Origin of the sequence: Devosia psychrophila (assembly GCF_000971275.1) — a bacterium.
In the GTDB taxonomy this organism is placed as follows: Bacteria; Pseudomonadota; Alphaproteobacteria; order Rhizobiales; family Devosiaceae; genus Devosia; species Devosia psychrophila.
The window spans coordinates 1-22450 of record NZ_LAPV01000010.1 but is presented as its reverse complement, the minus strand read 5'-3'; the positions used below and the strand labels follow the sequence as shown (position 1 = coordinate 22450).

Below are 22450 nucleotides of genomic sequence, written 5' to 3'. Positions count from 1 at the left end.
CGCGGGCCACACTAACTTGCGACCCCCTCAGCGGTATTTGCACCTTGACGACCTTCGGTCTCGGGCGCATTTCTGCCAGGTCGTTGACAACCCTAGGACACGACTGTGAACCCCGACTCCCGAAGTCGATCTAGATTGCGGACCGCCCGAACCACGTCGTGACCTCGAGGTCCGGCGGGCTGGGTTGCCCGTGCAAAGGACCTCAATATGCTGCGTATCTACACCACTTCCGGCACGCACCTGAATTGCTCGATCACCGATGGCCTGTCCGACCGCACCGGTTTCGACAACGCGATCTGGTATGACCTGATCAACCCGACCCGCGAAGAAGAGCACTTCGTCGAAAGCTGCCTTGGCATCCTCGTGCCAACACGCGACGAAATGAAAGACATCGAACCGTCGGCCCGCCTCTACAGTGAGGCCAATGCCGAGTTCATGACCCTCACCGTGCTGACCAATCTGCATGAGCATGACCCGATCAAGACGCCAGTCACATTCGTTCTGACCGACAAGACGCTCGTTACCATCCGCTATTCTGAGCCTCGCCCCTTCGCGATCTTCGAAGCCGCCGCCACACGGACAGGGGGCCGCCCCCTGCCCACCGGGGAGCATGTCATGGTCGGCCTGCTTGAGGCATTCATCGATCGGCTGGCGCAGGTGTTGGAAACCACCGGCGAGGAACTGGACGCCATCTCGCGCGATGTATTTCGTCCACGCGTCAAAGGAGCCGCCCGCAAGGCCCGCAATCTCGAAGCCCTGATCGAAAAAATCGGCAATAAGGGCGACATGCTGACCCTGGTCCGCGAGAGCTTGGTCAGCATCCTGCGGCTGACGACCTTTCATCAGACCAGCAACAACCCTGACGCCAAGGCGATGCGCGACATTCGCCAGGACTTCAAGGTCTTGCAACGCGACGCGTCTGCGTTGGGCGACCACGCCAGCTTCATGTCCAACAAGGTCACATTCCTGCTTGATGCCACCCTGGGGCTGATCAACCTCGAGCAGAACCAGATCATCAAGATCTTCTCGGTGGCTGCGGTTATTTTCCTGCCGCCGACGCTTGTGGCGTCGATCTACGGCATGAACTTCGAGCACATGCCTGAACTGGCGTGGCAGTTCGGCTATCCGCTCGCGATCTGCGCCATGATTGCCTCGGCTATCTTCCCATATCTCTTCTTCAAGCGCCGGGGCTGGCTGTAGGAGCGAGCAAAGCCCAAATCGTATGCGCCTGGTGCATAACTAACATGCTACGCGCCCAATTGTTGGGCAGAAGCTCAGCGCCTATATGCCTTCTTACACAGCGGGTGCGCCTCCTTCTCCCTTGCGCCCTGCTGCGTTCCCTCCTTGCGAGACCTGTTCTCGCAACTTATGGCTCCGCTCTCCCCTCGAGCGGGGCCATATTCTTTTCCACACCTCCGGCAGAAACGCATGGCTGACATGTCAGACATTGCATTGTCTATCTGTCTGATAGAGTTCATATGTAGATCGTCGCTGAGACGCGGTCCGTATCCTCCTCCTCGGGCCAAGTATCGCGACACCGAACCGAGATCGTATCCTCCTCCCTCGATCAAGGTTCACTGGCAGAGCGCATATCCTCCTCCCTTGCTCTCTGCCCCACTTTCGATTGGCTTCGGCCATTCATTCGGCCCTGTCTTCGGACAGGGCCTTTTTTCATCTCGACAACGCCCCACGCAACCTCCCGCTCACGCTCGCGTTACTCCCCCGCGCGATCTGCGCCTATGGAGCGTCATATGTCTGTCCTGATCAGTATCCTGATCACCTTCCTGGTGATCGTCCTCATTCTTTGGCTGGTTCAGCGCCTGCCCATCGAAGGCAATATCCGGCAGATCCTGCAGGTCGTCGTCATCGTCATCGGCATCATCTCGCTGCTGAAATACCTCGCCGTATTCTAGTCCTAGCTGCCGCGTGGCTGGTCGCTTGACTTGAAGCGATCAGCGGCGCTTTCTGTCGCGACAAGCCACCTTGGTATGGTTGACACAATGCCGCTGTTCAAAATGCATGGCAGTCATGTTGACCTATGCATTGCTGACCAAACGGTCAAAACCTATATTGGCTTTGTCGCTGGTGAAGCCGCTCCGTATCCTCCTCCCTCGGACCCGCTTCTTGCGACACCGGATTTAGGCCGTATCCTCCTCCCTCGGCCTGGGTCCAACCGGTTCGGCGCATATCCTCCTCCCTTGCGCTGGGCCATACTTACGATTTGGCTTCGGCCCTATCATCAGGCTCCAACTTCGGTTGGAGCCTCTTTTTTTCCCATCTTCGAATCTGCATGGCAGCAGTTCCAATTGCGCGTTTGTGCGCCGCAGCGCCGCATCAGATAAACGACACACAAGTTCAGCGGCGCCGGTGGCCCCGCTCTCCCCAAGGTCAGACGCTTCGGCTGCTGACCCCTGGGCCCTGCCCATCCCCTCGGGCGGGGCCTTTTCATTTCCGGCGCACTATTGCCCGGCAATTCCTGCCGCCCGGCACATCCCCACCGAACCAGCCCATTGATTTCGCCAGCTTTTCCCGCGGCACAATGCTTGCATATTCGTTAACGCCCGATCGCAGGAGCGTCCGATGGTTGCCGTTAGCACCACCTATTCGACCAGCACATATTACAAGGCCGCCGCAGCCGTGACGGCGGCAACCACCAGTTCGACAACGGCAACCACCGTCGCCAGCACGACCGGCCAGTCCGCCACCTCGGTCACCCTCTCCGACGAGGCCAAGGCCGCGCTGGCCACCAAGGACTTCGTCACCGTCCTCAGCGAAACCCGCGCCAAACTCCTCGCCTTGCTCAAAGAGGCCGCGCGCACTTCGCCGCTCGAAGGCGACAAGCTGGCCGTGGATCTATCGAGCCTCGATTCCCGCGAGCTTTTTGCCATGGGTAAGGACGACACCTTTACCCCCGACGAACAAAAAGCCGCCGGCATCGAAATGCAGCGCCGCTTCGAGTCGGCCATGGCAGGCCCGGCCGGCCTCGCAAAGGTCACCGGCAACTTCACCGCCCTCTACAAAGCCGCTGCCGAATTCCTCGATGCACTTGGCCCCGAGGAAAAAGCCGATGCCGACTGGATCGCCGGCCGCGCCGCCGTGACCGACGCCCAGAAGCAGCTCGCCACCGACCCCAAGACCTTCCCCGATGCCGGCGAAGACGATCCCGTCGCGCTGTACCTGGCCCTCGTCGAGGCCGGCGAGCAGATCAAGCCCCAGCCCATCGCCGATGTCGCCACCACTGCCCGCAAGACGCTCGATGCGCTCTATGCCGATGCTATCAAGACCGGCAAGGCACCCACCTTCAACAAGTCGACCTCAGTCGGCACCTACATCGACATGTCAAAGTTTGATAGCCGCACGCTGTCCTCGATCGTGCTCGACAGCACCGGCAAATTCACCGTCGAAGAAGCCAGCGCAGCCAAGACCGCAATGCGCGGCAAGAGCGGCGCAGCGCTCGTCGCCGGATTCCAAAGTGCCGCCAAGTCCAGCGATCCAACTGCCTTCAGCCAGAACATCATGTCGCTGTTCGGCGGCATGAGCACCGAAGAACGCCAGGCCGCTGGCTGGAGCGAAAGCTTCTATCAGGCCGCCGTCGATAGCTACAACAGCACCAGCAAACTCACCCAGATGTTCGCCGAAGCCGGTGGTGACAGCACGGGCTTCATGAGCTGGATGGGAAAATAGCCGCAGGCAAAATCACGCCAGTGGCCGATTTTATTTGGAAGCCGCCAGGCCTAAGGCCGGATGGCTTACACCCTCCACGAACTTGCTCTCCCCCTCTCCACTTGAGTGAGAGGGGACCTGGCACGTTGAGCGGAAGGTCCAGGTGAGGGTTTCTGCGCTCTCCTATCCTTGAGGCTAAAGTGAGACACCCTTCATCCGCCCTTCGGACACCTTTTCCCTCAAGGCGAGAAGTGGAGATAGTTCGGCTGTCGCTGCTCGAACAGGACGGCCGGCCCCTCACCTAATACCAGCACAAAAGCCCTGGATCCGCTTCACCGCCTCTCCCAGCTCTGCATTGCTAGCCGCATAGCTCAACCGAAAATGCCCCGGCAGTCCGAACGCCGTGCCATGCACCAGCGCCACGCCCGTCTCCTCCAGTAGCGCCATCACAAAGTCCTCGTCGGTGGTCAAAACCGCCCCGCCCGCACTGGTCTTGCCCAGCAGCCGCTTGCATGACGGGAATACGTAAAACGCCCCCTCCGGCGTCAGGCAATCGAGCCCGGTATTGGCATTGAGCCCCTTGACGACCAGATCGCGCCGCCCCTGGAACACTGCGCGCCAATCGGCCAAAAACTCTTGCGGCCCATTCAGCGCTTCCACCGCCGCCCATTGCGCGATCGAACTCGGATTGGTGGTCGACTGGCTCTGCAGCTTGGTCATTGCCGCCAGCAACACCCGCGGCCCGGTGCAATAGCCGATGCGCCAGCCGGTCATGGCATGCGACTTCGACACGCCATTCATCGTCAGCGTGCGCGGTTGCAGCCTGGGCTCCACCTGAGCAATGGTAGCGAACGTGCCCCCGTCGTAGACCAGCACTTCATAGATATCGTCGGTGAGGATGTGCACGTGCGGATGTCGCAGCAGCACGTCCGCCAGCCCGTGCAACTCATCGGCCGAATAGGCCGCGCCGGTCGGATTGCTAGGCGTATTGAGGATCAGCCATTTGGTCTTGGGCGTAATCGCCGCTTCCAGCACATCCGGCCGCAGCTTGAACCCCGTCGTATCATCGGCCACCGCAAACACCGGCGTCGCCCCGCACAGCCGAACGATTTCCGGATAGCTGACCCAATAGGGCACCGGCACCACGACTTCGTCGCCGGGGTTGAGTGTCGCCATCAGCGCGTTGAAAATGATCTGCTTGCCGCCCGAGGCGACGAAACAATCGGCAGCCGTGACGTCCAGCCCGTTGTCACGCTTGAACTTGGCCGCCACCGCCGCCTTCAGCTCGGGAATTCCGTCCACGTTGGTATAGCGCGTCTTGCCCTCGTTCATCGCGCGGACAGCAGCTTCGCGCACATTCAGCGGCGTATCGAAATCGGGCTCGCCGGCCGATAGTGCGATGATATCGCGGCCTTCCTGCGCCATGGTGCGCGCCTTCTGGCTGATCGCCACAGTGGCGGACGGCGCAACGCGCTCCAGTGCCTCGGACAAGAAACCCATCATCAATCCCCCGGAATACGGGGCAAACTGATAGGGGCTCCCATGCCCTTGGGCAAGCGTTACGCGTGCGGTGGCGCGGTGGATTCGCGCACCACCAGCCGGGTCTGCAACATCTGCCGGCCCTCGACATGCGTAACCCCCAGCGCCGCGTCCACCGCCAGCCGCGCGATCTCGGCCATCGGTTGCTCCACCGTCGTCAGGCTGGGCCGGGCGGTTGCCCCCTCGGGCACACCATCGAACCCGACGATCGAGACGTCACCCGGGATAGCGATGCCATGGCGCATCAGCCAGTCCGCGCCATACAGCGCAATCTTGTCAGACATCGCCAGGATCGCCGTCGGCGGTTCGGATACCGCAAACATCTCGGCCATCGCGTCATGCGTGCTTGCCTCGTCCTCGCGGGTTTCAAATACCGCCGCACTGGTCCTCGGAATGCCGGCAGCGTCCATCGCCAGCCAGTAACCGAGCACGCGGTCGCGCGAGGTCGAGAACGTCGCCGCTTCGAGCTGCGCCTCACTCATCCGGCCGCCGCCATCATGGCTCATCATCGTCGACAAGATAGCAAGGCGACGGTGACCAAGGCCGATCAAGTGTTCCGCTGCAAGACGGGCGCCAGAGACATTGTCGACCCCTATCGTAGGAATGCTTTGATCCGAGGCTGCGATTGCAAGTGCCACATAGGGCAGCTGCCGCTGCCGGGTGATCTCGACCAGCGCGTCCCCCCCTTCGACGCAGAGCAGCACAAAGCCATCCACCAGCGCCGATTGAATATTCCAGGCCAGCCGTTCGTCATTCAGCGCCGACACCAGCGCTACTCCGGCCCCCCTTGCATCGCAGATTGCCGAAATGTGGCTCATCAGCTGGCGTGCCCAGGGGTCCTCGAAGAAATAGCTCAACGGCTGTATCGCCGCGACGCCCACGGCATTGACCTTGCCCTGCCGCAGCAGCCGACCGGTCACGCTCGGTCCGCCGTAGCCAAGCTCCTTGGCTACCGTGAGCACATGTTCGCGCACTTCTTCGCGCACCACTTCAGGCTTGCTGAACACATTGGACGCCGTGCCCTGCGACACGCCCGCCGCCTTCGCCACGTCCTTGAGCCTGATGCTTGCGCCGAATTTCGGGCCCACGCCGGATTTGCTTTTCAATGCCATGCCTTTGACATAGCACGGTTTTTGTATCGGTTCAATTTCTGCTTGACTTGCGGTATCCAAAAGAGCAATTTGAACCGGTTCAAGGCGCTTCCCTATCGCTATTCTGAACCGATTCAAAGGAGTTTGAAATGATCCCCGCAAGCTATCTGTTCAAGCAGGTCTACAGCCAGGCCTGGGAAGAGCCCACCGCCGCGGCACCGATCCAAAAGCCTCGCCCCATCAAGGGGCTGCTGACGCCACTCGCGAGCGCAATCGGCGCCCTGCTCTCACATCGCCCAAACGCCCGTAGCCACCAGGTCGGCAGCCACGCCTATGACTGAACTGCCGCCCGTAACGGGCCGGATCGACCTTAGATGGCGATGCCGGCCTGCTTGCGCAGGACCACGCCGATGACACGCCAGCCCACGTCCGGCTCGTCAGCCAGTTGATACATCGCCTCATATAGCGACTGGTCTGGCCCCACGAACCTGACCACCTGCAGCACCGACGTATCGCTCACCTTGTTGAACTCGCCAAAGCTATGCGAGCGCGACTCCACGATCGCCGAATATCCCGAAGCTGCGATGGCCGCATAAAACGCCTCCGGCTTTCCCTCGAACTGGGTGCGGAAAACCTCGCCGGCAAACGTTAGCGCCGTAGCACCATCACCGGCCCTAAAAGCCTCGATCTGCCCTGTCACGCTGGCCCGCCAGGGTGCCTCATCCGACTGCGCCAAAGCGGGCAAATTCAGAGAAAATATCATCATGGCAAAAGCAATAATCACCCGCATAACCGGCTCCTGTCGTTGGCCTGCAGCCATCAGCGCCACAGTTTCGCCTTCAAATCGTACGCGACCGACCTAATTCGACACAAACTCGAACCGCATTCCGGTGGCTTAGTACCGCCATCGCAACGACAAGGTTGACGTCGATCCCATGCACAAATCTACGTCCCCCAAGCGGAAAAGTTTCAGGCGCGTCGCCATTGCCACCACAGCGTTGGTGACGGGCGGCGCCGCGGCGGCCCTGATGGCCGGCGTAACCCCTGCGACAGCCGCTAACCTGGCGAGCCAGCCCGACACCCAGATTGCGGTGTTCATGGTTCCCCTGACTATCCTCGTCCTTGCGGTCATGTTCGAAGTCGCGCGCTTTGCCTTGCGCGGCAACCTGCCGGTCGACGCCCCTGCGCGCCGGCGTGCTCATCGTCACTGGTCCCCAGGCCGGGGCGAGAGCTGACCTCCATTTCTCACTGACCATACTTTGACTGGGCCAGCCTCGCGCTGGCCCATTTTTTTGCGCCTAATCCAGCCGCATCAGCCCAGCCGACGTGGGCCCAAATCCTGCCTTGCGATAGAACGCCTCCAGTCGCGGCTCGAAATCTACATGTAGCCACTGCGCACCACGCTCCCGCGCCACCTCGGTCGCCCGCTCCATCAGCCGCAGCGCAATGCCCCGGCGCTGGTAGTTCGCATGCACAGAGGTATCTAGAATGAACGCGTGAATGCCGCCGTCCCAGGCGATATTGACGAACCCTATCAGAGCCATGCCGTCGAACGCCCCGACATGCCCCAGTCCGTGCTTGAGCACCGGCTGGAAACTTTGCGGCCCTACATTACCCCACGCCGAAAGCCATAAAGCCCGCATCGCCGCATCATCCGGCATCGGATCGGTGATAATCGTGATCATGGCTCTTCCCCTTCCTTACCAACCTGACCAACTCTTCATGCTCTCGCAAGGTCATGAACAGGTGGCGTCCTCTAGGTTCACGCATGCCGCTCTTAACCGGCTCCCATGCAAAGGACCTACCCATGAAGACGATCTCCAAAACCGTGCTTGTAGCAATGATGACCGCTACCATCGGTCTCTCCGCCATTGCCCCGACATTCGCACAACAAGCTGCTGCACCTGCCGCACAGTCCGAGCAGCAGAACAATTTCCGCCAGCACAAGCAGGGTCCGCGCGGCGACGGCCCGATGGGCGGCAACGTCCTCGGCTTCGAGCGTGGTGCCGATGCCATGGAAGTCGCATTGGTTCGCCTGAGCCAGCGCGTTGAACTAACCGCCGAGCAGCAGCCGCTGTTCGACACCTTCAAGACCAAAGCCATGGCGGCTGCGATCAAATTTGAAACCGCAACCGAAGGCCTGCGCCCAACGCCTCCCGTCGAGGGCGAAACCCCGGCCGCACCAAACCTGGCCGAGCGCCTCGACAATGACATCGCCATCCAAACCGCACGTCTCGACGCGCTGAAATCCGTGCAACCAGCAGCCAAGGCATTCTTCGCAAGCCTCAGCGCGGATCAACTAGCCAGCCTGACGCCGCAGCGCCCAGACCGCGACGGCGGCATGCCCGGCGGCGGTTTTGGCAAGGGTGGCCCGCGCCATCAGGGCGATAACGGTCATCACGGTGGCCAGCGCGGTGGCCCCGGCGCTCCGGACGAAGCTCCAGCCGATGCCCCGACGCCTCCTCCGGCCAATGGCTAACCAGGCACCGGTGCCGCCCCGCCCTGATCTCCTTCATTGGGGTGGCACCGCTCGCGGCCGTTAGCCTGCCCCCGGCAACTGCTGCGCAAACCCCCGCTCTCAACAGCCGGGGTTTGCTTTTTCGTCGCCATCCCCTATCCAAGCCACGACCCACCGACTGGATAGACCATGACCGCCCTGCCCCTCGACCCGGCCCGCCTGCGCGCCCATTTCCCCGCTTTTTCCGAACCCAGCCTCAAGGGCCAGGCGTTCTTCGAAAATGCCGGTGGCTCCTACACCTCGCGCGCCGTGCTCGACAAGCTGGACCACTTCTACTGCGCCACCAAAGTGCAGCCTTACGGCGTCTATCCCGCCTCCCGCGCAGGCGGCGAAGCGATGGACCTGAGCTTTGAGCGCATGGCGCAGGCGCTCAACGTCACCGCCGACTGGATCCATTTCGGTCCATCATCTTCAGCAAACACCTATGTGCTGGGCAATGCCTTCGCCGGCTGGCTAAAGCCCGGCGACGTCGTCATCGTCACCAATCAGGATCACGAAGCCAATGGCGGCACCTGGCGCCGGCTGGCAAAAATGGGCGCCGAAATCCGCGAGTGGAAGGTCGATCCCCAAACCGGCCGCCTGTCGCTGGCCGAGCTCGACAAGCTGCTCGACGCCAAGGTAAAGCTGATCGCCGCGCCGCATTGCTCCAACATTTCCGGCGAGATCAACCCGGTCACAGAGATCGCGGCCCGCGCCAGGTCAGTCGGCGCCGTCACCGTCATCGACGGCGTCAGCTACGCCCCGCACGGCCTGCCTGACCTTCAGGCCCTCGGCGCCGACATCTATTTCTTCTCGGCCTACAAGGTTTATGGCCCGCACCAGGGCGTCATGGCCGTGCGCCCGGACCTCGCCATGTCACTGCCAAACCAGGGCCACTACTTCAATGAGGGCAAGCCGCGCTACCGGCTGACTCCGGCCGGCCCCGACCACGCCCAGATCGCAGCGGCTTCCGGCATAGTCGACTATCTCGAAAGCGTCGCTGAAATCGCCGGTGATAGCGTCGAGGGCGAAAATCCCTTCCGCCGCGCCCACGCCGCCATGCGCGCCCAGGAAATCGCCCTGGCAACGCCGCTGCTCGACTATCTGCGTGGCAAAAATTCCGTCCGCATCATCGGCCCCGATGACGCCGCCACCCGGGCACCCACCATCGCCCTCGGCCTCGACGAGCCCGGCGCCGTGGTCGCCACCCGCCTCGCCAACCACAATATCATGGCCAGCGGCGGCCACTTCTACGCCTACCGTCTTCTTGAAGCCGTCGGCATCGACCCCAGCCACGGCGTGCTGCGCCTGTCGTTTGTCCACTACACGACGCCCGAGGAGATCCAGCAGCTCATAGCGGCATTAGACGCTGAGCTGAAGTAGTCGCAAGAAGCACATATCCACCCGCCCCGTCGCCATCCTCATGCTGCTAATCTGCACCACGCTCTGGGGCTTTGCCTTCGTGGTGCAAAAATCGGCTATGGAAACCATGGGCCCGCTGACCTTCATCGGCGTGCGCAACCTGCTCGGTGGCGTGGTCATCCTGCCGCTGGCGATTTTCCTCACCTGCCGCAGCCCCCGCCCACAGGCGCTCACCCGGCGCCAGTGGTGGTTCATCGCCGCCATGAGTCTCGCGCTGATGCTGGGCTCATGGCTGCAACAGGTCGGCCTCCTGACCACCACCGTCACCAATGGAGGCTTCCTCACCAGCCTCTACGTGTTGTTGGTGCCGCTGATTGGGCTGTTCGTGTTCCGCACCTGGCCCCATCCGGTGATCTGGTTCGGTGTGCCGCTGGCACTGGTCGGCATTTATTATCTCAATGGAGGCGGCCTCGACACGCTCAATGCCGGTGACGCTCTGGTCGTCGGAAGCGCCGTGTTCTGGGCCATCCAGGTCATGATGCTGGGCTATATCGCCCGCACCACCAGCCAGCCGATCCTCGTCTCCTGCATCAGCTTTCTGCTCGCAGGAGGCCTTGCCATGCTCGCCGCCTTCATCTTCGAAGCGCCGACCATCACTGGCATCATGGGCGGCTGGGAAGAACTGGCCTATGCCGGCATTTTCTCCACCGCCATCGCCTTCACCCTGCAAGCTGTCGGCCAGCAGCATCTGCCATCGGCCAATGCCGCAATCATCCTGTCATCCGAAAGCCTGTTCGCGGCCCTCGGCGGCGCCATTTTTCTCAACGAGCGCCTCCCGCCCATTGGCTATGCCGGCGCAACGCTGATCTTTGTCGCCATCCTCGCCGTCGAAGCCCTGCCCCCGCTCTGGGCCAGACGACAGGCGAAGTTGACGAACTGACAGCGGCAGCGCGCAAAGCACCCCTAACTCCCCGACCCACGATGTCATCCCGGCGAAGGCCGGGATCCATCTCGAAAATCGAACCCCAACCGCAAGGTGGTTCGAGCGACATCTCATCGGGTCGCACATCCCAGGATGGATTCCGGCCTTCGCCGGAATGACATCGAGAGGTGGTCAGCGGGGTTAGAGCCCCTACTCTACATACCGATACATCTGATAAGTCTTGCAAATAATCCCCAGCACGCAGCCCTGCAACGTGATCTGGTCCTCACTCGCCTGGGTGATCGTGCCCCCCGCCGTCTGCCCATAGATATGCAGGTCGCCCTTCCACTGGCCGGGCGCCACCGGGCTCGCATGGTCGATCATCAAGGTGTTGAGATAGGGCAAATTTTCGGCATTATCGGCGCCATTGCCCAGCCAGATCAGCGTGCCGCAGAGCTGCGTGCCGTCGCCGCACATTTCGACGTTATACCGGGAATCTCGCATCTCGATTTCCCAGATTCCGATCGGCGATGCCATCACCGGCTGCGCCAGCAGCGCCACTGCACCAACAACAAAAACTGCTTTCCGCATCGAAAAAACTCCAAACCGGGAATGCGCCAACGTTGCCAGCCCATCGCTGAACCGGACCTGAACATCAAGCCGCCGAGCTGTCACGCCCGTGTCATCAAACCATCCTAGCCTCTGCCCTGTTCCCGGCCCATCCCCATCGGTCCGGAACCGCCGCGCCCCACGTTCCCCAACGTCGCGCCCGGCCTATTGGAGAGTCTGGCCGCCAACCCCGGCTCTCCGCCGATACCTCGGCTTTTCTGGCCGCCCAAGTCGGGCGGCCTCTTTTTTGTGGAGCACTGGTCTTTAGCTCTCGCGCAGCGTCACTGGCTCCGGCACAACGAGGCATGGCCAAGCTCTATTTTTCCTATGCGGCGATGAATGCCGGCAAGTCCACCTTGCTGCTGCAGGCCGCCTATAACTATCGCGAGCGCGGCATGCGGCCGCTGCTGTATACGTCCTCGCTTTACGTAAAAAACGGCTCCGGACTGATCTCGTCGCGCATCGGCATATCCGAGCCGGCAGAGCTCTATTCCGCCGAGGACGACCTCTACAACGCCATCCGCGAAGAGACGGAAAACGGCAAGGTCGATTGCGTCTTCGTCGATGAGGCCCAGTTCCTGACGGCCGATCAGGTCTGGCAATTGGCGCGGGTCAGCGACCGTCTTCGCATCCCCGTGATGTGCTTTGGCTTGCGCACCGATTTTCAGGGCAAGCTGTTTCCCGGCTCCCAGCAATTGTTGGCCATTGCAGATGTGCTGCGCGAAATCCGCACCATTTGCGAATGTGGTGCCAAGGCGACCATGGTGGTGCGCCAGAACGCCGACGGTCGCGTCTTGACCGATGGCGAACAGGTTGCGATTGAAAAGTCGGTCTATGTCTCGCTATGCCGCAAGCATTGGGAAGAAGCAGTCGGTCGTTGGCCCGTGAAAGGACCCTGAACATGAGCGAGACGATTGAGACGATCGAAACCGCGGAGCCCAAGGGCGCATTGACCATCCGCACGCTGGCCATGCCCGCCGACACCAACCCCTCCGGCGACATTTTCGGCGGTTGGGTGCTGAGCCAAATGGATATTGCCGGCTCTATTGCAGCCGTCGAGCGCACTGGTGGTCGCACCGTCACCGTTGCCGTCGAGGCCATGACGTTCATTGCCCCGGTAAAGGTGGGCGACGTGCTCTGCGTCTATACCAGCGTTGAACGCGTGGGCACCACTTCGATCACCGTCGGCGTCGAAGCCTGGGCGCGTCGCAACCGGCTGTCCGACCGGGTTAGGGTGACCGAGGGTCGCTTCGTCTTCGTGGCGCTCAATGAAGACGGCACCAAGCGCAAAATTCCGGACTGAACCGTTCAGGCAACGTTCAGGATCGCCTCCCTAAAGACTGTGGCAACCGCGGCACTCGCAAGACGTCGCAAGCACTGACAATTTCCCGGGGCCTGGAACTCTTTTCTCCATAGCCCCGTTCTTTAGCAAAATACCTGGCCGCCGCAAGCGTTGCCCATTCGGGCTGGATGACCAGAACACAGGAGCGCCAATCATGAATCGCCGTACCCGCAAGACTTTGCTGAATGTTGCCACGGGCATCGCCGTCGCGGCCACTGCGGTCGTTGTTTTCCTCCCCGCCGCTTATGCAGCGCCCGGCATAGTGACCAGCAATGTCAACGTGCGCCAGGGACCGGGCACCAATTACGGCATCGTCGATGCCGTGCGTCGTGGCACCCAGGTCGATGTGCAGCAGTGCGAGGGCTCGTGGTGCTATATCGCCAAGCCAGGTCCTGATGGCTGGATTTCGTCGAACTACCTGAGTGCTGGCGGCGGTGCTCCCGTCAATCCGCAGCAGCCAGGCTTGTCCTTTGGTTTCTCGACTGGCCCCGGTGGTCCGACCATTAACTTCGGCGTCGGCCAGCAGCCCCAGGTTCAGCCGCCGCGTCCGCCCCGGCCTCCGGTTGTCCAGCCTACTTTTGGCGAAGTGTGCTTCTTTGACCGGACCCGCTTCCGCGGCGACAGCTTCTGCCTGGAATCGGGCGACAGCAACCGCAACCTCGGCAACTGGGCTGACCGCATCTCATCCATCGACAACCCCGATGGTCTGCAGGTTCAGGTGTGTTCGGAAAACAATTATCGCGACTGCCGCACTTACACCACGAGTGCCTCGTCGCTGGGTGATCTGGACGATTTCGTCGCATCGGTCCGCGTGCGTTAATCGCTGCGACACTGCGGTATTCATCAAGGGCGCAACCACGGTTGCGCCCTTGGCTTTGACACCCCTTGGAAGCCGGCACGTCTCGCGCTAGGCTGCCTGCAGCACCAGCCACAGGAACACCAAGATGCGCATCCTCCTCCGCTTGCTGACCGCCCTGACCAGCGCGGCGCTTTTGTTCTCCGTAGTCCAGACGCCCGCGATGGCAGCTTCGCAATCAGGCACCCACGCCTGGAGCACCGATACGCTGACCCTGCGCGAGGGTCCCGGTACGCGATATGCCTTTACTGGCGAAATCAGTCCCGATCTGGCTATCAAGGTCCTGCGTTGCCAAAAGCTCTGGTGCCTGGTCGACGGGGACGCCGGTCGCGGCTGGACCTACAAGCGCAACATCTCCTTCGGTGCTATTCCCGGTGACTGGCCTAACGGGCTGGCCAGCTATCCCCGCGGCGGTACCGTCTGCTTCTACACCGGCGTCAATTATGCCGGCTCTGAAGTCTGCCTGAAAACCGGTCAGGTCCTTAAGGATCTCGCCCTTTCCGGCCTCGACAACAGCTTCGCCTCGGTCCGCGTCGACGGCACCTCTGTTGACGTCTGCCGCGACCGTTTCTTCCAGAGCTATTGTGAACGCATCGTGGTCTCCCAACCAGCACTCGACAAGTATCTCCTGCGCAATCTGTCGTCGATCCACGTCTACTAAGTTCTATCGCAGCGGCCACTGGCCGCTGCCAACCGACATCGTTGGTATTTCTCAGGCCACTGCTCTTTACCGCGTGACTGCGCGCTGGGCGGCCACTGATTTCGTGCTGGCTGGAGCCCGAATGACCGATCCGACGCTGCGGGCCCGAACTGCCTTAAGCGACGAAGCACTGACCGTGTCGTCGGCCATTTTGCAGACTTGGCCAGCTATGGCACTTCATCCGCAACACCTACTTCCGCTAAGCCGTGGAAACGATTTTGCGTAAGCTCCCGCAGGCTGGAGTTTTGATCCGCCGGCCCGAATTCTGATCAGGGCAAACGATAACGCAACTCGGCAGCTTTGGGCTATCCCACCCAAAGCAATAAACTCTAGACGCGTTCAGCGATGGCTCGCTCTGCTACCTTGGCATAGAGGCGCACCATCGAGAGTGACTGCCCTGGATGCTGGAAATATACCTTGGCGCGCAGATCACGCTTGGCGCCGCTACGCACCAGATCAATGCCCAGTGCTTTTCTCGCAGCGGCTTCCGGGCTGGAGGCGGTCACCAACAGTTCCTGGTCTCCGCCGTCTTCTATGTGGATATCAACAACCCGAAATTCGTACATGACTTCGTCTGACGCTGTCTCAAGGGAACCTTGGGGTCAACGCAGAAAACCCCAATCTCGATCCCGTTACAGGCAACGCTTGGTCCGAATTTGTACGCTCGCGAGGCGAGACCGTTTTAATACAGCTTCACCATCCCATACCTGAGCTCGGATACCTTGAGTTGAATCGCGCCGGTCTAGCCAACTCGATCATCAACCGCGTCTTAACTGAGCAATGGGAACACCTTGCGGATGCGCTCGTCGCGCAGCCACAGCGCAACCCACACCGCGACGCCCAGATAGACGCTGAACAGCGTGTGGCTGAACAGTGGATTGTCCACCCGCAGATTGGCCGCCAACGCACCCCCAAGCAGGCCCGTCGTCAGCACCGCCCCGAGCAAAGCCGTACGCGGAATGAGGAAAAGCGCCGCGCAGGCGACCTCGATACAGCCGATCAGCACCAGGTGTTTCAGGGGCCATCCCACCACCGTCATCGCATCCGTCGCTGCCGCAATGCCCATGAACTTGGGCGCCGCCGACGCAATCGCCAGAAACAGCCCGATCAGCCCACTCAACACCCAACCTGTAATTTTCATTGTCAGTCCCCCAAGGCAGCCCAACGCCGCCTTATGCCCTCACAACGATCCAATCGCGGCTTGTTCGACACCTCAATGCGAAATACGGCCCACCCACGTCATTCAGCCATCGCATGCGCCCGTTCCAGCGCCTTTTCTTCCTCTGTCTTCGGCCGGGCTGACTTCTTTGGCCCGCGCAGCAACAGCACCAAAGGTATGGCTGCAAGGCTCAACAGCAGCATGAGCCAGAAGTCATCCAGATAGCTCAGCATTGCCGCTTGCTGCGTCACCAGCCCGTTGACGATTGCCACGGCCTGGGCGCTGCCGCCCAGCAGGCTCGGCATCTGGTTGATGACATTCTGCGACGTCGCGGTCAGCCGTTCAGCCAGTTCCGCGTGGTTCACCTGCATCATGTTGGACAATACGGCCGTCACCAGCGAAATGCCCACGCCATTGCCCATGTTACGAACCAGCGCGAACATCGATGTCGCGTCGGCACGATACTTCGGTGCGATCGTCGCGAAGGCCAGCGCCTGCAGCGGCACGAACAGAAAGCCCATGCCGAAGCCCTGGATAACGCCCGTAGTGATCACCGGCCAATAGTCCATCTGCAGGCTGAAGCTGGTCATGCCATAGAGCGAATAAGCCATGCAGCCGATGCCAAACAGCATCAGCAGCCGCGGATCGACCTTGCCGATAAGTCGCCCTACCACCACCATCGACAACAGCGTCGCCACCCCGCGCGGCGCCATGATCACGCTGGAGAAGATGACCGGATAGCCCATCAGGCTCTGCAGCATCGGCGGCAACAGTGCCAGGCCGGAAAACAGCGTGATGCCAACGAGGAACATCAGCACCGATGCCAGCGAAAAGTTCAGATCCTTGAAGATGCGCAGGTCGAGGAACGGGTTTTCAGCCGTCAGGCAATGCACCACGAACACCCAGAGCCCGGTAATCACCAGCCCCAGCTCGATCCAGGTTTCCATCGATGAAAACCAGAAGTTGTCGGCGCCGCGGTCGAGCATCAATTGCAACGCGCCGACCCCGAGCGCCAGCATGCCGAAACCAAAGAAGTCAAAGCGCCGTCGCTTGATCTCGGTATCGGGCATGAACACAAACAACATGAACACCGCCAGCACGCCCAGCGGGAGATTGATCAGGAACACCCAGCGCCAGTCGAAGCTTTCCGTCAGCCAGCCGCCCAGTGTTGGCCCGATGATCGGCGCCACCATGATGCCCATGCCATAGATGGCCATGGCCTGGCCAATGCGCTCCTTGGGATTGATATTCAGCAGCACCGTCTGCGCCAGCGGCGCGATAACCGCCCCGAACACGCCCTGCAACACGCGGAACATCACCATTTCGGGCAGGCTGGTAGCGATCCCGCACAGCGCCGAGGCCACGGTAAATCCGATCACCGCCACCATAAACAGGCGCTTCTGCCCAATGCGGTCGGCCATCCAGCCGGTCAGCGGCGTCGCGATCGCGGCTGCGACGATGTAGGACGTCAGCACCCAGGTGATTTCGTTCTGCGCGGCGCCCAGCGAAGCGGCCATATGGGGCAGCGCCACATTGGCGATCGTGGTGTCGAGCACCTGCATCACCGTGGCCAGCATCAGGGCGGCCGTCAGCAATCCCTTGTTCTTGACGATCAGGGCGGGGGCAGAAAGGGTTTCGGATACGGCTTTGGCCACAGAGGGCCTCCAGTCTTGACGATGGCGCGATCAGGCCCGCGCCGGATTACTTGCCCATCATCTTGTCGAGCGTGGACCGGCCGGTATCGACCGTGACCATCGCGCTCATGCCGGTCTTGAGCATGGCAAGTTCGGCGCTTTCCGGCAGCGCCACCCGTATCGGCAAGCGCTGCACCACCTTCACCCAGTTGCCAGTGGCATTCTGCGCCGGGATCAGCGAAAATTCCGAGCCCGTCGCCGCGCCCAGGCTGGCGATCTGCCCGTGCAGGATCTCAGGATAGGCATCGACATGGATATCCACCGGCTGGCCGACACGCAGTTCGCCCAGTTGGGTTTCCTTGAAATTGGCCTGGATCCAGGTCGAATTGGTCTCCACCAGCGCCGCGATCATGGTGCCCGCTGCGATAAACTGCCCCACATTGAGACTCGACACATTGGAAATGATGCCGTCAGCCGGTGCCACCACATCGGTCTTGCTCAGGTTGCGCTCGGCCTGCTCGACACTCGCCAGCGCCGCCAGCACTGCCGGATGCTCGTCCGTTACGATGGCAGGGTTGCCGGCCAGCGCTGCGGTCGCCGCAGCAATCTGCTGCTTGGCCAGATCCACCGCACTTTGTGCCTGCTGCAATGTCAGCCGACCGTCATCGAGAGACGAATTGGCGTTGATGCCCTGCTCAACGAGTGCCGACTGGCGGCCGAAAGCCTCCTCGCGAATGGCAAGGGTCGCCTCCGAGGAGGCCAGTTGAGCCTGCGCCGTGGCATAGCTCACCTTGAGCTGCTCGACATTGACCCGTGCCGAAGCCAGCGCCGCATTGGCCTGGCTCAGCGCGATCTGGTACGGCTGCGCGTCGAGGCTGAACAGCGCATCACCCGCCTTGACGATCTGGTTTTCGACGACGCTCACCTGCGATACCCGGCCGGCAACGTCCGAGCTCAGCGACAGCTTTGGCTGCTGCACATAGGCGTTGTCGGTCTCTTCATAACGGCCTCCGTTGAGGTAGAACCAGCCGCCGCCAGCGACGAGCAACAGGGGCACGCCTGCCATCAGCAGCACGCGGCCTCGGCGCTTTTCCTTGGCCGGCGCTACGGCTTTCGCCTCTGGCGCGATTTGCTCTGCGCGAGGCAGGGTAACGACGGTGGGCTGGGACGGATTGGGTTCGGTTACACGGGCGCTCATTCTAGACGGCTTCCTGTTGTTCGGCCATTTGGTCGGTATTGTTGAGATTGTCGCGCATGCGTGACAGGCTAGAGATGAGCGCTTGGCGCTCCGCCTCATCGAGGCCGTCCAGCGCTGCGTCATATAGTGTCTTGCCCAGGTGGCGGGCGGCGGCCACCATCTCGACGCCATCGGGCGTGAGCCGGGACAGCTTGGCGCGACTGTCATTGGGATGCGGATAGCGCTCCAGCAGCCCGCGCTTTTCCAGCCTATCCAAGATACCGCTGACCGTCATCGGATCGGCATCGATATGGCTGGCCAGCGCCACCTGCGTAATCATGTGCTCGCTGTCGATGGCCCCCAGCGCCCGCCACTGCGCCAGCGTCAGGCCATGCGTCCGCGCCTCGTCCTCGAAACGTCGCCGCATCATCCGCGCCACTTCATGGATGAGATAGCCGATTGGCCGCTCTGTCCGAAGGTTCGATCTCATAAAATATCCAATGCACGCTTATTATAAGTAAATATATAATAAGCACGCTTGGCAAATCAACAGCTATTTTCGCCCATGTTTGCGTGAGCAATCGGGCGCCCCTTACCCCAACAATACCCGCATCAGAACAATCGCCACGGTGACCATCGCGATCAGGCCGCCATAGACCACCACGCCATTGGGCGGCACAGGCGGCACATACTCGATCTGTGCCCTGGCCTCCATGGCGCGCTCCTGCACCGTCGGCGCATGTCCCCCGGCTTCCGCATCGGTCCCCAGCGGCGCGGCGGCCGGATCGGGAAACCCGACCTTCTCGCCAGTAGCGCCACTGTCGATGGCATTGCGGATCTGATCTGTAGTGGGCACCTGGGTCATGGCCTTCTCCTGCTGCACAGCAATGGCTGTAATCCGATTGCGTTCCGCCTCCTGACACCGCCTGTCAGCAGTCCCCGTTCCCTCTCCGTTCGTTACCCGCTATGTTGGCGGGAACATTGCATTCGCGCGCCTCGTTACCCATTTGAGTCGCTCCCCCAGACCGCGAGCATCCCATGGCCGACAAACCCGCACGCCCGGACCAGCCAGTCCGGCGCGAGGACAAAAGAAGCAACGAATTCTCCATCGACGACTTCCTCGGCGAGATCGAGAAGGCCGAGGACCTCAAGGCCAACAAGCCGCTCTATGCCGAGCGCATGCGGAACAAGCGCGCGCTCGACCGGGCCGACCAGAAGGTCGCCGACGACGCCGCGCAGGTCGAAGCCGATGCCGCCAAGGCGCTGGCCGCCGCTGCAAAGAAGAAGACCGCGCTGGAAAAGCGCCGCACCACCAAGTCCAGCCACGACTCCGTCACCGGCATGAGCGCCAAGGCGCCCAAATCCAAGATCAACTCGGTCGATCGCGTCGATTTCGATGGCATGGGCGAAGCGCCGCAGGCCGGTTTCGGGCATATGCCGTCGCCCGCCACTCAGTTGCGCAACACCACCGCCAAGGATCCCGAAACCCTCGCCAAGCTGCGCGATGCGCTGAGCGAATCCGTCAAGAAGAACAAGGCGCGCAAGGGCGAGAGCCTCGAACACGCCCAGACCGTCGGCATCACCGCCACCGTGAAAGCCCTCGAACAGATCATCTTGCACGGCCGCAAAGAGGTGGAGGGCTCCTCCCCCTGGGTGCCGCACAAGGCGCAGTCCAACCTGAAACGCCTCGCCGGCAATCCCTTCCGCATGCAGACCGACTACAAGCCCGCCGGCGACCAGCCCACCGCCATTGCCGAGCTGGTGGAAGGCATCAACAACGGCGAGAGCGATCAGGTCCTGCTCGGCGTCACCGGCTCCGGCAAGACCTTCACCGCCGCCCAGGTCATCGCCGCCACCAACCGCCCGGCGCTTATCCTGGCTCCCAACAAGACCCTCGCCGCCCAGCTCTATGGCGAGTTCAAGTCGTTCTTCCCCGACAATGCCGTCGAATATTTCGTCTCCTACTACGACTACTACCAGCCCGAGGCCTATGTCCCGCGCACCGATACCTACATCGAGAAGGAATCCACCATCAACGAGCAGATCGACCGCATGCGCCACTCGGCGACGCGGGCGATCCTCGAGCGCAACGACGTCATCATTGTCGCTTCGGTCTCCTGCATCTACGGCATCGGCTCGGTCGAAGACTACACCGCCATGACCATCGACGTGCAGAAGGGCCAGAAGATCGACCAGCGCGAGCTGCTCGCCAAGTTGGTCGCCCTGCAATACAAGCGCGGCGACACCGGCTTCGTGCGCGGCACCTTCCGCGTCCGCGGCGATACCGTCGAAATCTTCCCCGCCCACTATGACGCCGCCGCCTGGCGCGTTTCGCTGTTCGGCAACGAGATCGAATCCATCACCGAGTTCGATCCGCTAACGGGCAAAAAGTCCGCCGACCTCAGCTTCATCCGCGTCTTCGCCAACAGCCATCACGTGACGCCGCGCACCACGATGAACCAGGCCATCAAGCTGATCCGCGCCGAGCTGCTGGCGCGCCTGCAGGAGCTCAACGGCGCCGGCCGTTTCCTCGAAGCCCAGCGCCTTGAGCAGCGCACCCTGTTCGATCTCGAAATGATGGAAGCCACCGGCTCGTGTGCCGGCATCGAGAACTATTCCCGCTACTTCTCCGGCCGCCGCCCCGGCGAGCCACCGCCCACCCTGTTCGAATACCTGCCCGATAACGCCCTGGTTTTCGTCGACGAAAGCCACGTCACCATCGGCCAGCTCGGCGCCATGTATCGCGGCGATCTGCGTCGCAAGGCCACTCTCGCCGAATACGGCTTCCGCCTCCCCAGCTGCATGGACAACCGTCCACTCCGCTTCGAGGAATGGAACGCCATGCGCCCGCAGTCGGTCTATGTTTCGGCGACGCCCGGCTCCTGGGAAATGGACCAGACCGGCGGCGTCTTCGCCGAACAGGTCATTCGCCCGACGGGTCTGATCGATCCCCCGGTCGAAATCCGCCCGGCGAAAGCCCAGGTCGATGACGTGGTCGACGAAATCCGCGAGACCAATAAAAAGGGCTACCGCACGCTGCTGACTGTCCTCACCAAGAAAATGGCCGAGGACCTCACCGAATACCTGCACGAACAGGGCATCCGCGTCCGCTACATGCATTCCGACGTCGACACCATCGAGCGCATCGAAATCATCCGCGACCTCCGCCTCGGCGCCTTCGACGTCCTCGTCGGCATCAACCTGCTGCGCGAAGGCCTGGATATTCCAGAATGCGGCCTCGTCGCCATTCTCGACGCCGACAAGGAAGGCTTCCTGCGTTCGGAAACCTCCCTGATCCAGACCATCGGCCGCGCCGCGCGTAACGTCGACGGCAAGGTCGTGCTCTACGCCGACAAGATCACCGGCTCAATGACCCGCGCCCTCGCCGAAACCAACCGCCGCCGCGAAAAGCAGACCGCCTATAACGTCGAACACGGCATCACCCCCCAGTCCGTCCGCTCCAACATCCACGACATTGTCGACAGTGTGTACGAACAGGACCACGTCACCGTCAGCATTGGTAAGGGCCGCGACGGCAAAGAACAAATCCAGGTCGGCGCCAACCTGGCAGCCGTCATCAAAGACATCGAAACCCAGATGCGCGAAGCCGCGACCAACCTGGAATTCGAAAAGGCGGCAAGATTGCGCGACGAGGTCAAGCGACTGCGCGAGATGGAGTTGGATACACTGCAGGGCGAGGTCAACTAAACTCCGACCTTTCCGCATCCCCGATAGTATCCCTCCCCCTCACAGGGGGAGGCGAGGTGGGGGCCCATCGCCGCCCCCTCAGCAAAACCCCCACCCAACCTCCCCCTGCAAGGGGAGGAGCCAGACATCCAGCCTACCTACCAAACAAGCCGCAAACTCGATCAGATTCCTCCCCCTCTCAGGGGGAGGCG

At 61.7% G+C, this 22450-nt stretch carries 23 protein-coding genes and 1 pseudogene; 13 read left to right on the top strand and 11 right to left on the bottom strand.

Annotation, left to right across the window (positions count from 1 at the left end):
* The first annotated feature begins 207 nt into the window (after nucleotides 1-207).
* The 3 genes from WH91_RS01425 (at nucleotide 208) to WH91_RS01415 (ending at nucleotide 3684) form a co-directional block, all read left to right on the top strand.
* Nucleotides 208-1200, top strand: coding sequence for a magnesium transporter CorA family protein (locus tag WH91_RS01425; RefSeq protein ID WP_046169231.1), 993 nt, complete (start codon nucleotides 208-210; stop codon nucleotides 1198-1200).
* Nucleotides 1201-1751: 551 nt separating this feature from the next.
* Nucleotides 1752-1913 carry a Thivi_2564 family membrane protein gene (locus tag WH91_RS23995; RefSeq protein ID WP_143078160.1) on the top strand — a complete coding sequence of 54 codons (162 nt, stop codon included), beginning with the start codon at nucleotides 1752-1754 and terminating at the stop codon, nucleotides 1911-1913.
* A gap of 667 nt (nucleotides 1914-2580) precedes the next feature.
* A complete protein-coding gene (locus WH91_RS01415; RefSeq protein WP_046169229.1) occupies nucleotides 2581-3684 on the top strand; it encodes a hypothetical protein in 1104 nt (367 codons plus the stop codon).
* A 276-nt stretch (nucleotides 3685-3960) separates the two neighbouring features.
* On the opposite strand, the gene WH91_RS01410 is transcribed toward WH91_RS01415, so the two are convergent.
* Together WH91_RS01410 and WH91_RS01405 are read right to left on the bottom strand one after the other, a co-directional pair.
* Nucleotides 3961-5163, bottom strand: coding sequence for a pyridoxal phosphate-dependent aminotransferase (locus WH91_RS01410; protein WP_046169262.1), 1203 nt, complete (start codon nucleotides 5161-5163; stop codon nucleotides 3961-3963).
* Nucleotides 5164-5222: 59 nt separating this feature from the next.
* Nucleotides 5223-6314: a LacI family DNA-binding transcriptional regulator gene (locus WH91_RS01405; RefSeq protein ID WP_046169228.1), complete on the bottom strand. Its 1092-nt coding sequence runs from the start codon at nucleotides 6312-6314 to the stop codon at nucleotides 5223-5225.
* 128 nt (nucleotides 6315-6442) lie between these two features.
* On the opposite strand from WH91_RS01405, the gene WH91_RS01400 reads away from it, so the two are divergent.
* Nucleotides 6443-6634 carry a hypothetical protein gene (locus WH91_RS01400; RefSeq protein ID WP_046169227.1) on the top strand — a complete coding sequence of 64 codons (192 nt, stop codon included), beginning with the start codon at nucleotides 6443-6445 and terminating at the stop codon, nucleotides 6632-6634.
* Between the two features lie 29 nt (nucleotides 6635-6663).
* On the opposite strand, the gene WH91_RS01395 is transcribed toward WH91_RS01400, so the two are convergent.
* Complete coding sequence (locus WH91_RS01395) at nucleotides 6664-7083, bottom strand: DUF4864 domain-containing protein (protein ID WP_046169226.1); 420 nt, start codon at nucleotides 7081-7083, stop codon at nucleotides 6664-6666.
* A gap of 145 nt (nucleotides 7084-7228) precedes the next feature.
* Between WH91_RS01395 and WH91_RS01390 the strand changes: the two genes are divergently transcribed.
* Entirely contained in the window at nucleotides 7229-7528 is a 300-nt protein-coding gene (locus WH91_RS01390; RefSeq protein ID WP_143078161.1) for a hypothetical protein, read from the top strand.
* 63 nt (nucleotides 7529-7591) lie between these two features.
* On the opposite strand, the gene WH91_RS01385 is transcribed toward WH91_RS01390, so the two are convergent.
* Nucleotides 7592-7978 (bottom strand): GNAT family N-acetyltransferase, encoded by a 387-nt coding sequence (locus WH91_RS01385; RefSeq protein ID WP_046169224.1) that lies wholly within the window; start codon nucleotides 7976-7978, stop codon nucleotides 7592-7594.
* A gap of 122 nt (nucleotides 7979-8100) precedes the next feature.
* Here WH91_RS01385 and WH91_RS22300 point away from each other — a divergent pair, with 122 nt between their 5' ends.
* The 3 genes from WH91_RS22300 to WH91_RS01370 all read left to right on the top strand — a co-directional run bounded on the left by WH91_RS22300 (nucleotide 8101) and on the right by WH91_RS01370 (nucleotide 11092).
* On the top strand, nucleotides 8101-8772 hold the full coding sequence (locus WH91_RS22300) for a Spy/CpxP family protein refolding chaperone (RefSeq protein WP_052952518.1): 672 nt from the start codon (nucleotides 8101-8103) through the stop codon (nucleotides 8770-8772).
* A 168-nt stretch (nucleotides 8773-8940) separates the two neighbouring features.
* Entirely contained in the window at nucleotides 8941-10173 is a 1233-nt protein-coding gene (locus tag WH91_RS01375; RefSeq protein ID WP_046169223.1) for an aminotransferase class V-fold PLP-dependent enzyme, read from the top strand.
* Nucleotides 10174-10213: 40 nt separating this feature from the next.
* Nucleotides 10214-11092, top strand: a complete 879-nt coding sequence (locus WH91_RS01370; RefSeq protein WP_046169222.1) for a DMT family transporter — start codon at nucleotides 10214-10216, stop codon at nucleotides 11090-11092.
* A gap of 192 nt (nucleotides 11093-11284) precedes the next feature.
* On the opposite strand, the gene WH91_RS01365 is transcribed toward WH91_RS01370, so the two are convergent.
* Nucleotides 11285-11665 carry a DUF2147 domain-containing protein gene (locus tag WH91_RS01365; protein ID WP_046169221.1) on the bottom strand — a complete coding sequence of 127 codons (381 nt, stop codon included), beginning with the start codon at nucleotides 11663-11665 and terminating at the stop codon, nucleotides 11285-11287.
* Between the two features lie 323 nt (nucleotides 11666-11988).
* Here WH91_RS01365 and WH91_RS01360 point away from each other — a divergent pair, with 323 nt between their 5' ends.
* The 4 genes from WH91_RS01360 (at nucleotide 11989) to WH91_RS01345 (ending at nucleotide 14542) form a co-directional block, all read left to right on the top strand.
* On the top strand, nucleotides 11989-12582 hold the full coding sequence (locus tag WH91_RS01360; RefSeq protein ID WP_046169220.1) for a thymidine kinase: 594 nt from the start codon (nucleotides 11989-11991) through the stop codon (nucleotides 12580-12582).
* Nucleotides 12583-12584: 2 nt separating this feature from the next.
* Nucleotides 12585-12986 (top strand): acyl-CoA thioesterase, encoded by a 402-nt coding sequence (locus WH91_RS01355; RefSeq protein ID WP_046169219.1) that lies wholly within the window; start codon nucleotides 12585-12587, stop codon nucleotides 12984-12986.
* A gap of 193 nt (nucleotides 12987-13179) precedes the next feature.
* Nucleotides 13180-13845, top strand: a complete 666-nt coding sequence (locus WH91_RS22295) for an SH3 domain-containing protein (protein ID WP_052952517.1) — start codon at nucleotides 13180-13182, stop codon at nucleotides 13843-13845.
* Between the two features lie 124 nt (nucleotides 13846-13969).
* Nucleotides 13970-14542: an SH3 domain-containing protein gene (locus WH91_RS01345; RefSeq protein ID WP_046169218.1), complete on the top strand. Its 573-nt coding sequence runs from the start codon at nucleotides 13970-13972 to the stop codon at nucleotides 14540-14542.
* Between the two features lie 368 nt (nucleotides 14543-14910).
* Here WH91_RS01345 and WH91_RS24510 read toward each other — a convergent pair whose 3' ends face one another.
* The 6 genes from WH91_RS24510 to WH91_RS01315 all read right to left on the bottom strand — a co-directional run bounded on the left by WH91_RS24510 (nucleotide 14911) and on the right by WH91_RS01315 (nucleotide 19416).
* Nucleotides 14911-15087 carry a hypothetical protein gene (locus WH91_RS24510; protein WP_158409498.1) on the bottom strand — a complete coding sequence of 59 codons (177 nt, stop codon included), beginning with the start codon at nucleotides 15085-15087 and terminating at the stop codon, nucleotides 14911-14913.
* A 263-nt stretch (nucleotides 15088-15350) separates the two neighbouring features.
* A complete protein-coding gene (locus WH91_RS01335; protein WP_046169216.1) occupies nucleotides 15351-15722 on the bottom strand; it encodes a DoxX family protein in 372 nt (123 codons plus the stop codon).
* 98 nt (nucleotides 15723-15820) lie between these two features.
* Entirely contained in the window at nucleotides 15821-17395 is a 1575-nt protein-coding gene (locus WH91_RS01330) for a DHA2 family efflux MFS transporter permease subunit (protein ID WP_280140238.1), read from the bottom strand.
* A 46-nt stretch (nucleotides 17396-17441) separates the two neighbouring features.
* Nucleotides 17442-18572: an HlyD family secretion protein gene (locus tag WH91_RS01325; protein ID WP_046169215.1), complete on the bottom strand. Its 1131-nt coding sequence runs from the start codon at nucleotides 18570-18572 to the stop codon at nucleotides 17442-17444.
* A gap of 1 nt (nucleotide 18573) precedes the next feature.
* Nucleotides 18574-19041 carry a MarR family winged helix-turn-helix transcriptional regulator gene (locus tag WH91_RS01320; RefSeq protein WP_046169214.1) on the bottom strand — a complete coding sequence of 156 codons (468 nt, stop codon included), beginning with the start codon at nucleotides 19039-19041 and terminating at the stop codon, nucleotides 18574-18576.
* Between the two features lie 102 nt (nucleotides 19042-19143).
* A complete protein-coding gene (locus WH91_RS01315) occupies nucleotides 19144-19416 on the bottom strand; it encodes a hypothetical protein (RefSeq protein WP_046169213.1) in 273 nt (90 codons plus the stop codon).
* 314 nt (nucleotides 19417-19730) lie between these two features.
* Here WH91_RS01315 and uvrB point away from each other — a divergent pair.
* Nucleotides 19731-22232: pseudogene (gene uvrB / locus WH91_RS01310) on the top strand (excinuclease ABC subunit UvrB); the annotation flags it as partial.
* Nucleotides 22233-22450 lie beyond the last annotated feature (218 nt).

What these genes read in the sequence shown, in the direction of transcription:
- WH91_RS01425 (WP_046169231.1), top strand. Translation starts at nt 208, where the DNA reads ATGCTGCGTATCTACACCACTTCCGGCACGCACCTGAATTGCTCGATC.
- WH91_RS23995 (WP_143078160.1), top strand. Translation starts at nt 1,752, where the DNA reads ATGTCTGTCCTGATCAGTATCCTGATCACCTTCCTGGTGATCGTCCTC.
- WH91_RS01415 (WP_046169229.1), top strand. Translation starts at nt 2,581, where the DNA reads ATGGTTGCCGTTAGCACCACCTATTCGACCAGCACATATTACAAGGCC.
- WH91_RS01410 (WP_046169262.1), bottom strand. Translation starts at nt 5,163, where the DNA reads ATGGGTTTCTTGTCCGAGGCACTGGAGCGCGTTGCGCCGTCCGCCACT.
- WH91_RS01405 (WP_046169228.1), bottom strand. Translation starts at nt 6,314, where the DNA reads ATGGCATTGAAAAGCAAATCCGGCGTGGGCCCGAAATTCGGCGCAAGC.
- WH91_RS01400 (WP_046169227.1), top strand. Translation starts at nt 6,443, where the DNA reads ATGATCCCCGCAAGCTATCTGTTCAAGCAGGTCTACAGCCAGGCCTGG.
- WH91_RS01395 (WP_046169226.1), bottom strand. Translation starts at nt 7,083, where the DNA reads ATGCGGGTGATTATTGCTTTTGCCATGATGATATTTTCTCTGAATTTG.
- WH91_RS01390 (WP_143078161.1), top strand. Translation starts at nt 7,229, where the DNA reads ATGCACAAATCTACGTCCCCCAAGCGGAAAAGTTTCAGGCGCGTCGCC.
- WH91_RS01385 (WP_046169224.1), bottom strand. Translation starts at nt 7,978, where the DNA reads ATGATCACGATTATCACCGATCCGATGCCGGATGATGCGGCGATGCGG.
- WH91_RS22300 (WP_052952518.1), top strand. Translation starts at nt 8,101, where the DNA reads ATGAAGACGATCTCCAAAACCGTGCTTGTAGCAATGATGACCGCTACC.
- WH91_RS01375 (WP_046169223.1), top strand. Translation starts at nt 8,941, where the DNA reads ATGACCGCCCTGCCCCTCGACCCGGCCCGCCTGCGCGCCCATTTCCCC.
- WH91_RS01370 (WP_046169222.1), top strand. Translation starts at nt 10,214, where the DNA reads ATGCTGCTAATCTGCACCACGCTCTGGGGCTTTGCCTTCGTGGTGCAA.
- WH91_RS01365 (WP_046169221.1), bottom strand. Translation starts at nt 11,665, where the DNA reads ATGCGGAAAGCAGTTTTTGTTGTTGGTGCAGTGGCGCTGCTGGCGCAG.
- WH91_RS01360 (WP_046169220.1), top strand. Translation starts at nt 11,989, where the DNA reads ATGGCCAAGCTCTATTTTTCCTATGCGGCGATGAATGCCGGCAAGTCC.
- WH91_RS01355 (WP_046169219.1), top strand. Translation starts at nt 12,585, where the DNA reads ATGAGCGAGACGATTGAGACGATCGAAACCGCGGAGCCCAAGGGCGCA.
- WH91_RS22295 (WP_052952517.1), top strand. Translation starts at nt 13,180, where the DNA reads ATGAATCGCCGTACCCGCAAGACTTTGCTGAATGTTGCCACGGGCATC.
- WH91_RS01345 (WP_046169218.1), top strand. Translation starts at nt 13,970, where the DNA reads ATGCGCATCCTCCTCCGCTTGCTGACCGCCCTGACCAGCGCGGCGCTT.
- WH91_RS01335 (WP_046169216.1), bottom strand. Translation starts at nt 15,722, where the DNA reads ATGAAAATTACAGGTTGGGTGTTGAGTGGGCTGATCGGGCTGTTTCTG.
- WH91_RS01325 (WP_046169215.1), bottom strand. Translation starts at nt 18,572, where the DNA reads ATGAGCGCCCGTGTAACCGAACCCAATCCGTCCCAGCCCACCGTCGTT.
- WH91_RS01320 (WP_046169214.1), bottom strand. Translation starts at nt 19,041, where the DNA reads ATGAGATCGAACCTTCGGACAGAGCGGCCAATCGGCTATCTCATCCAT.
- WH91_RS01315 (WP_046169213.1), bottom strand. Translation starts at nt 19,416, where the DNA reads ATGACCCAGGTGCCCACTACAGATCAGATCCGCAATGCCATCGACAGT.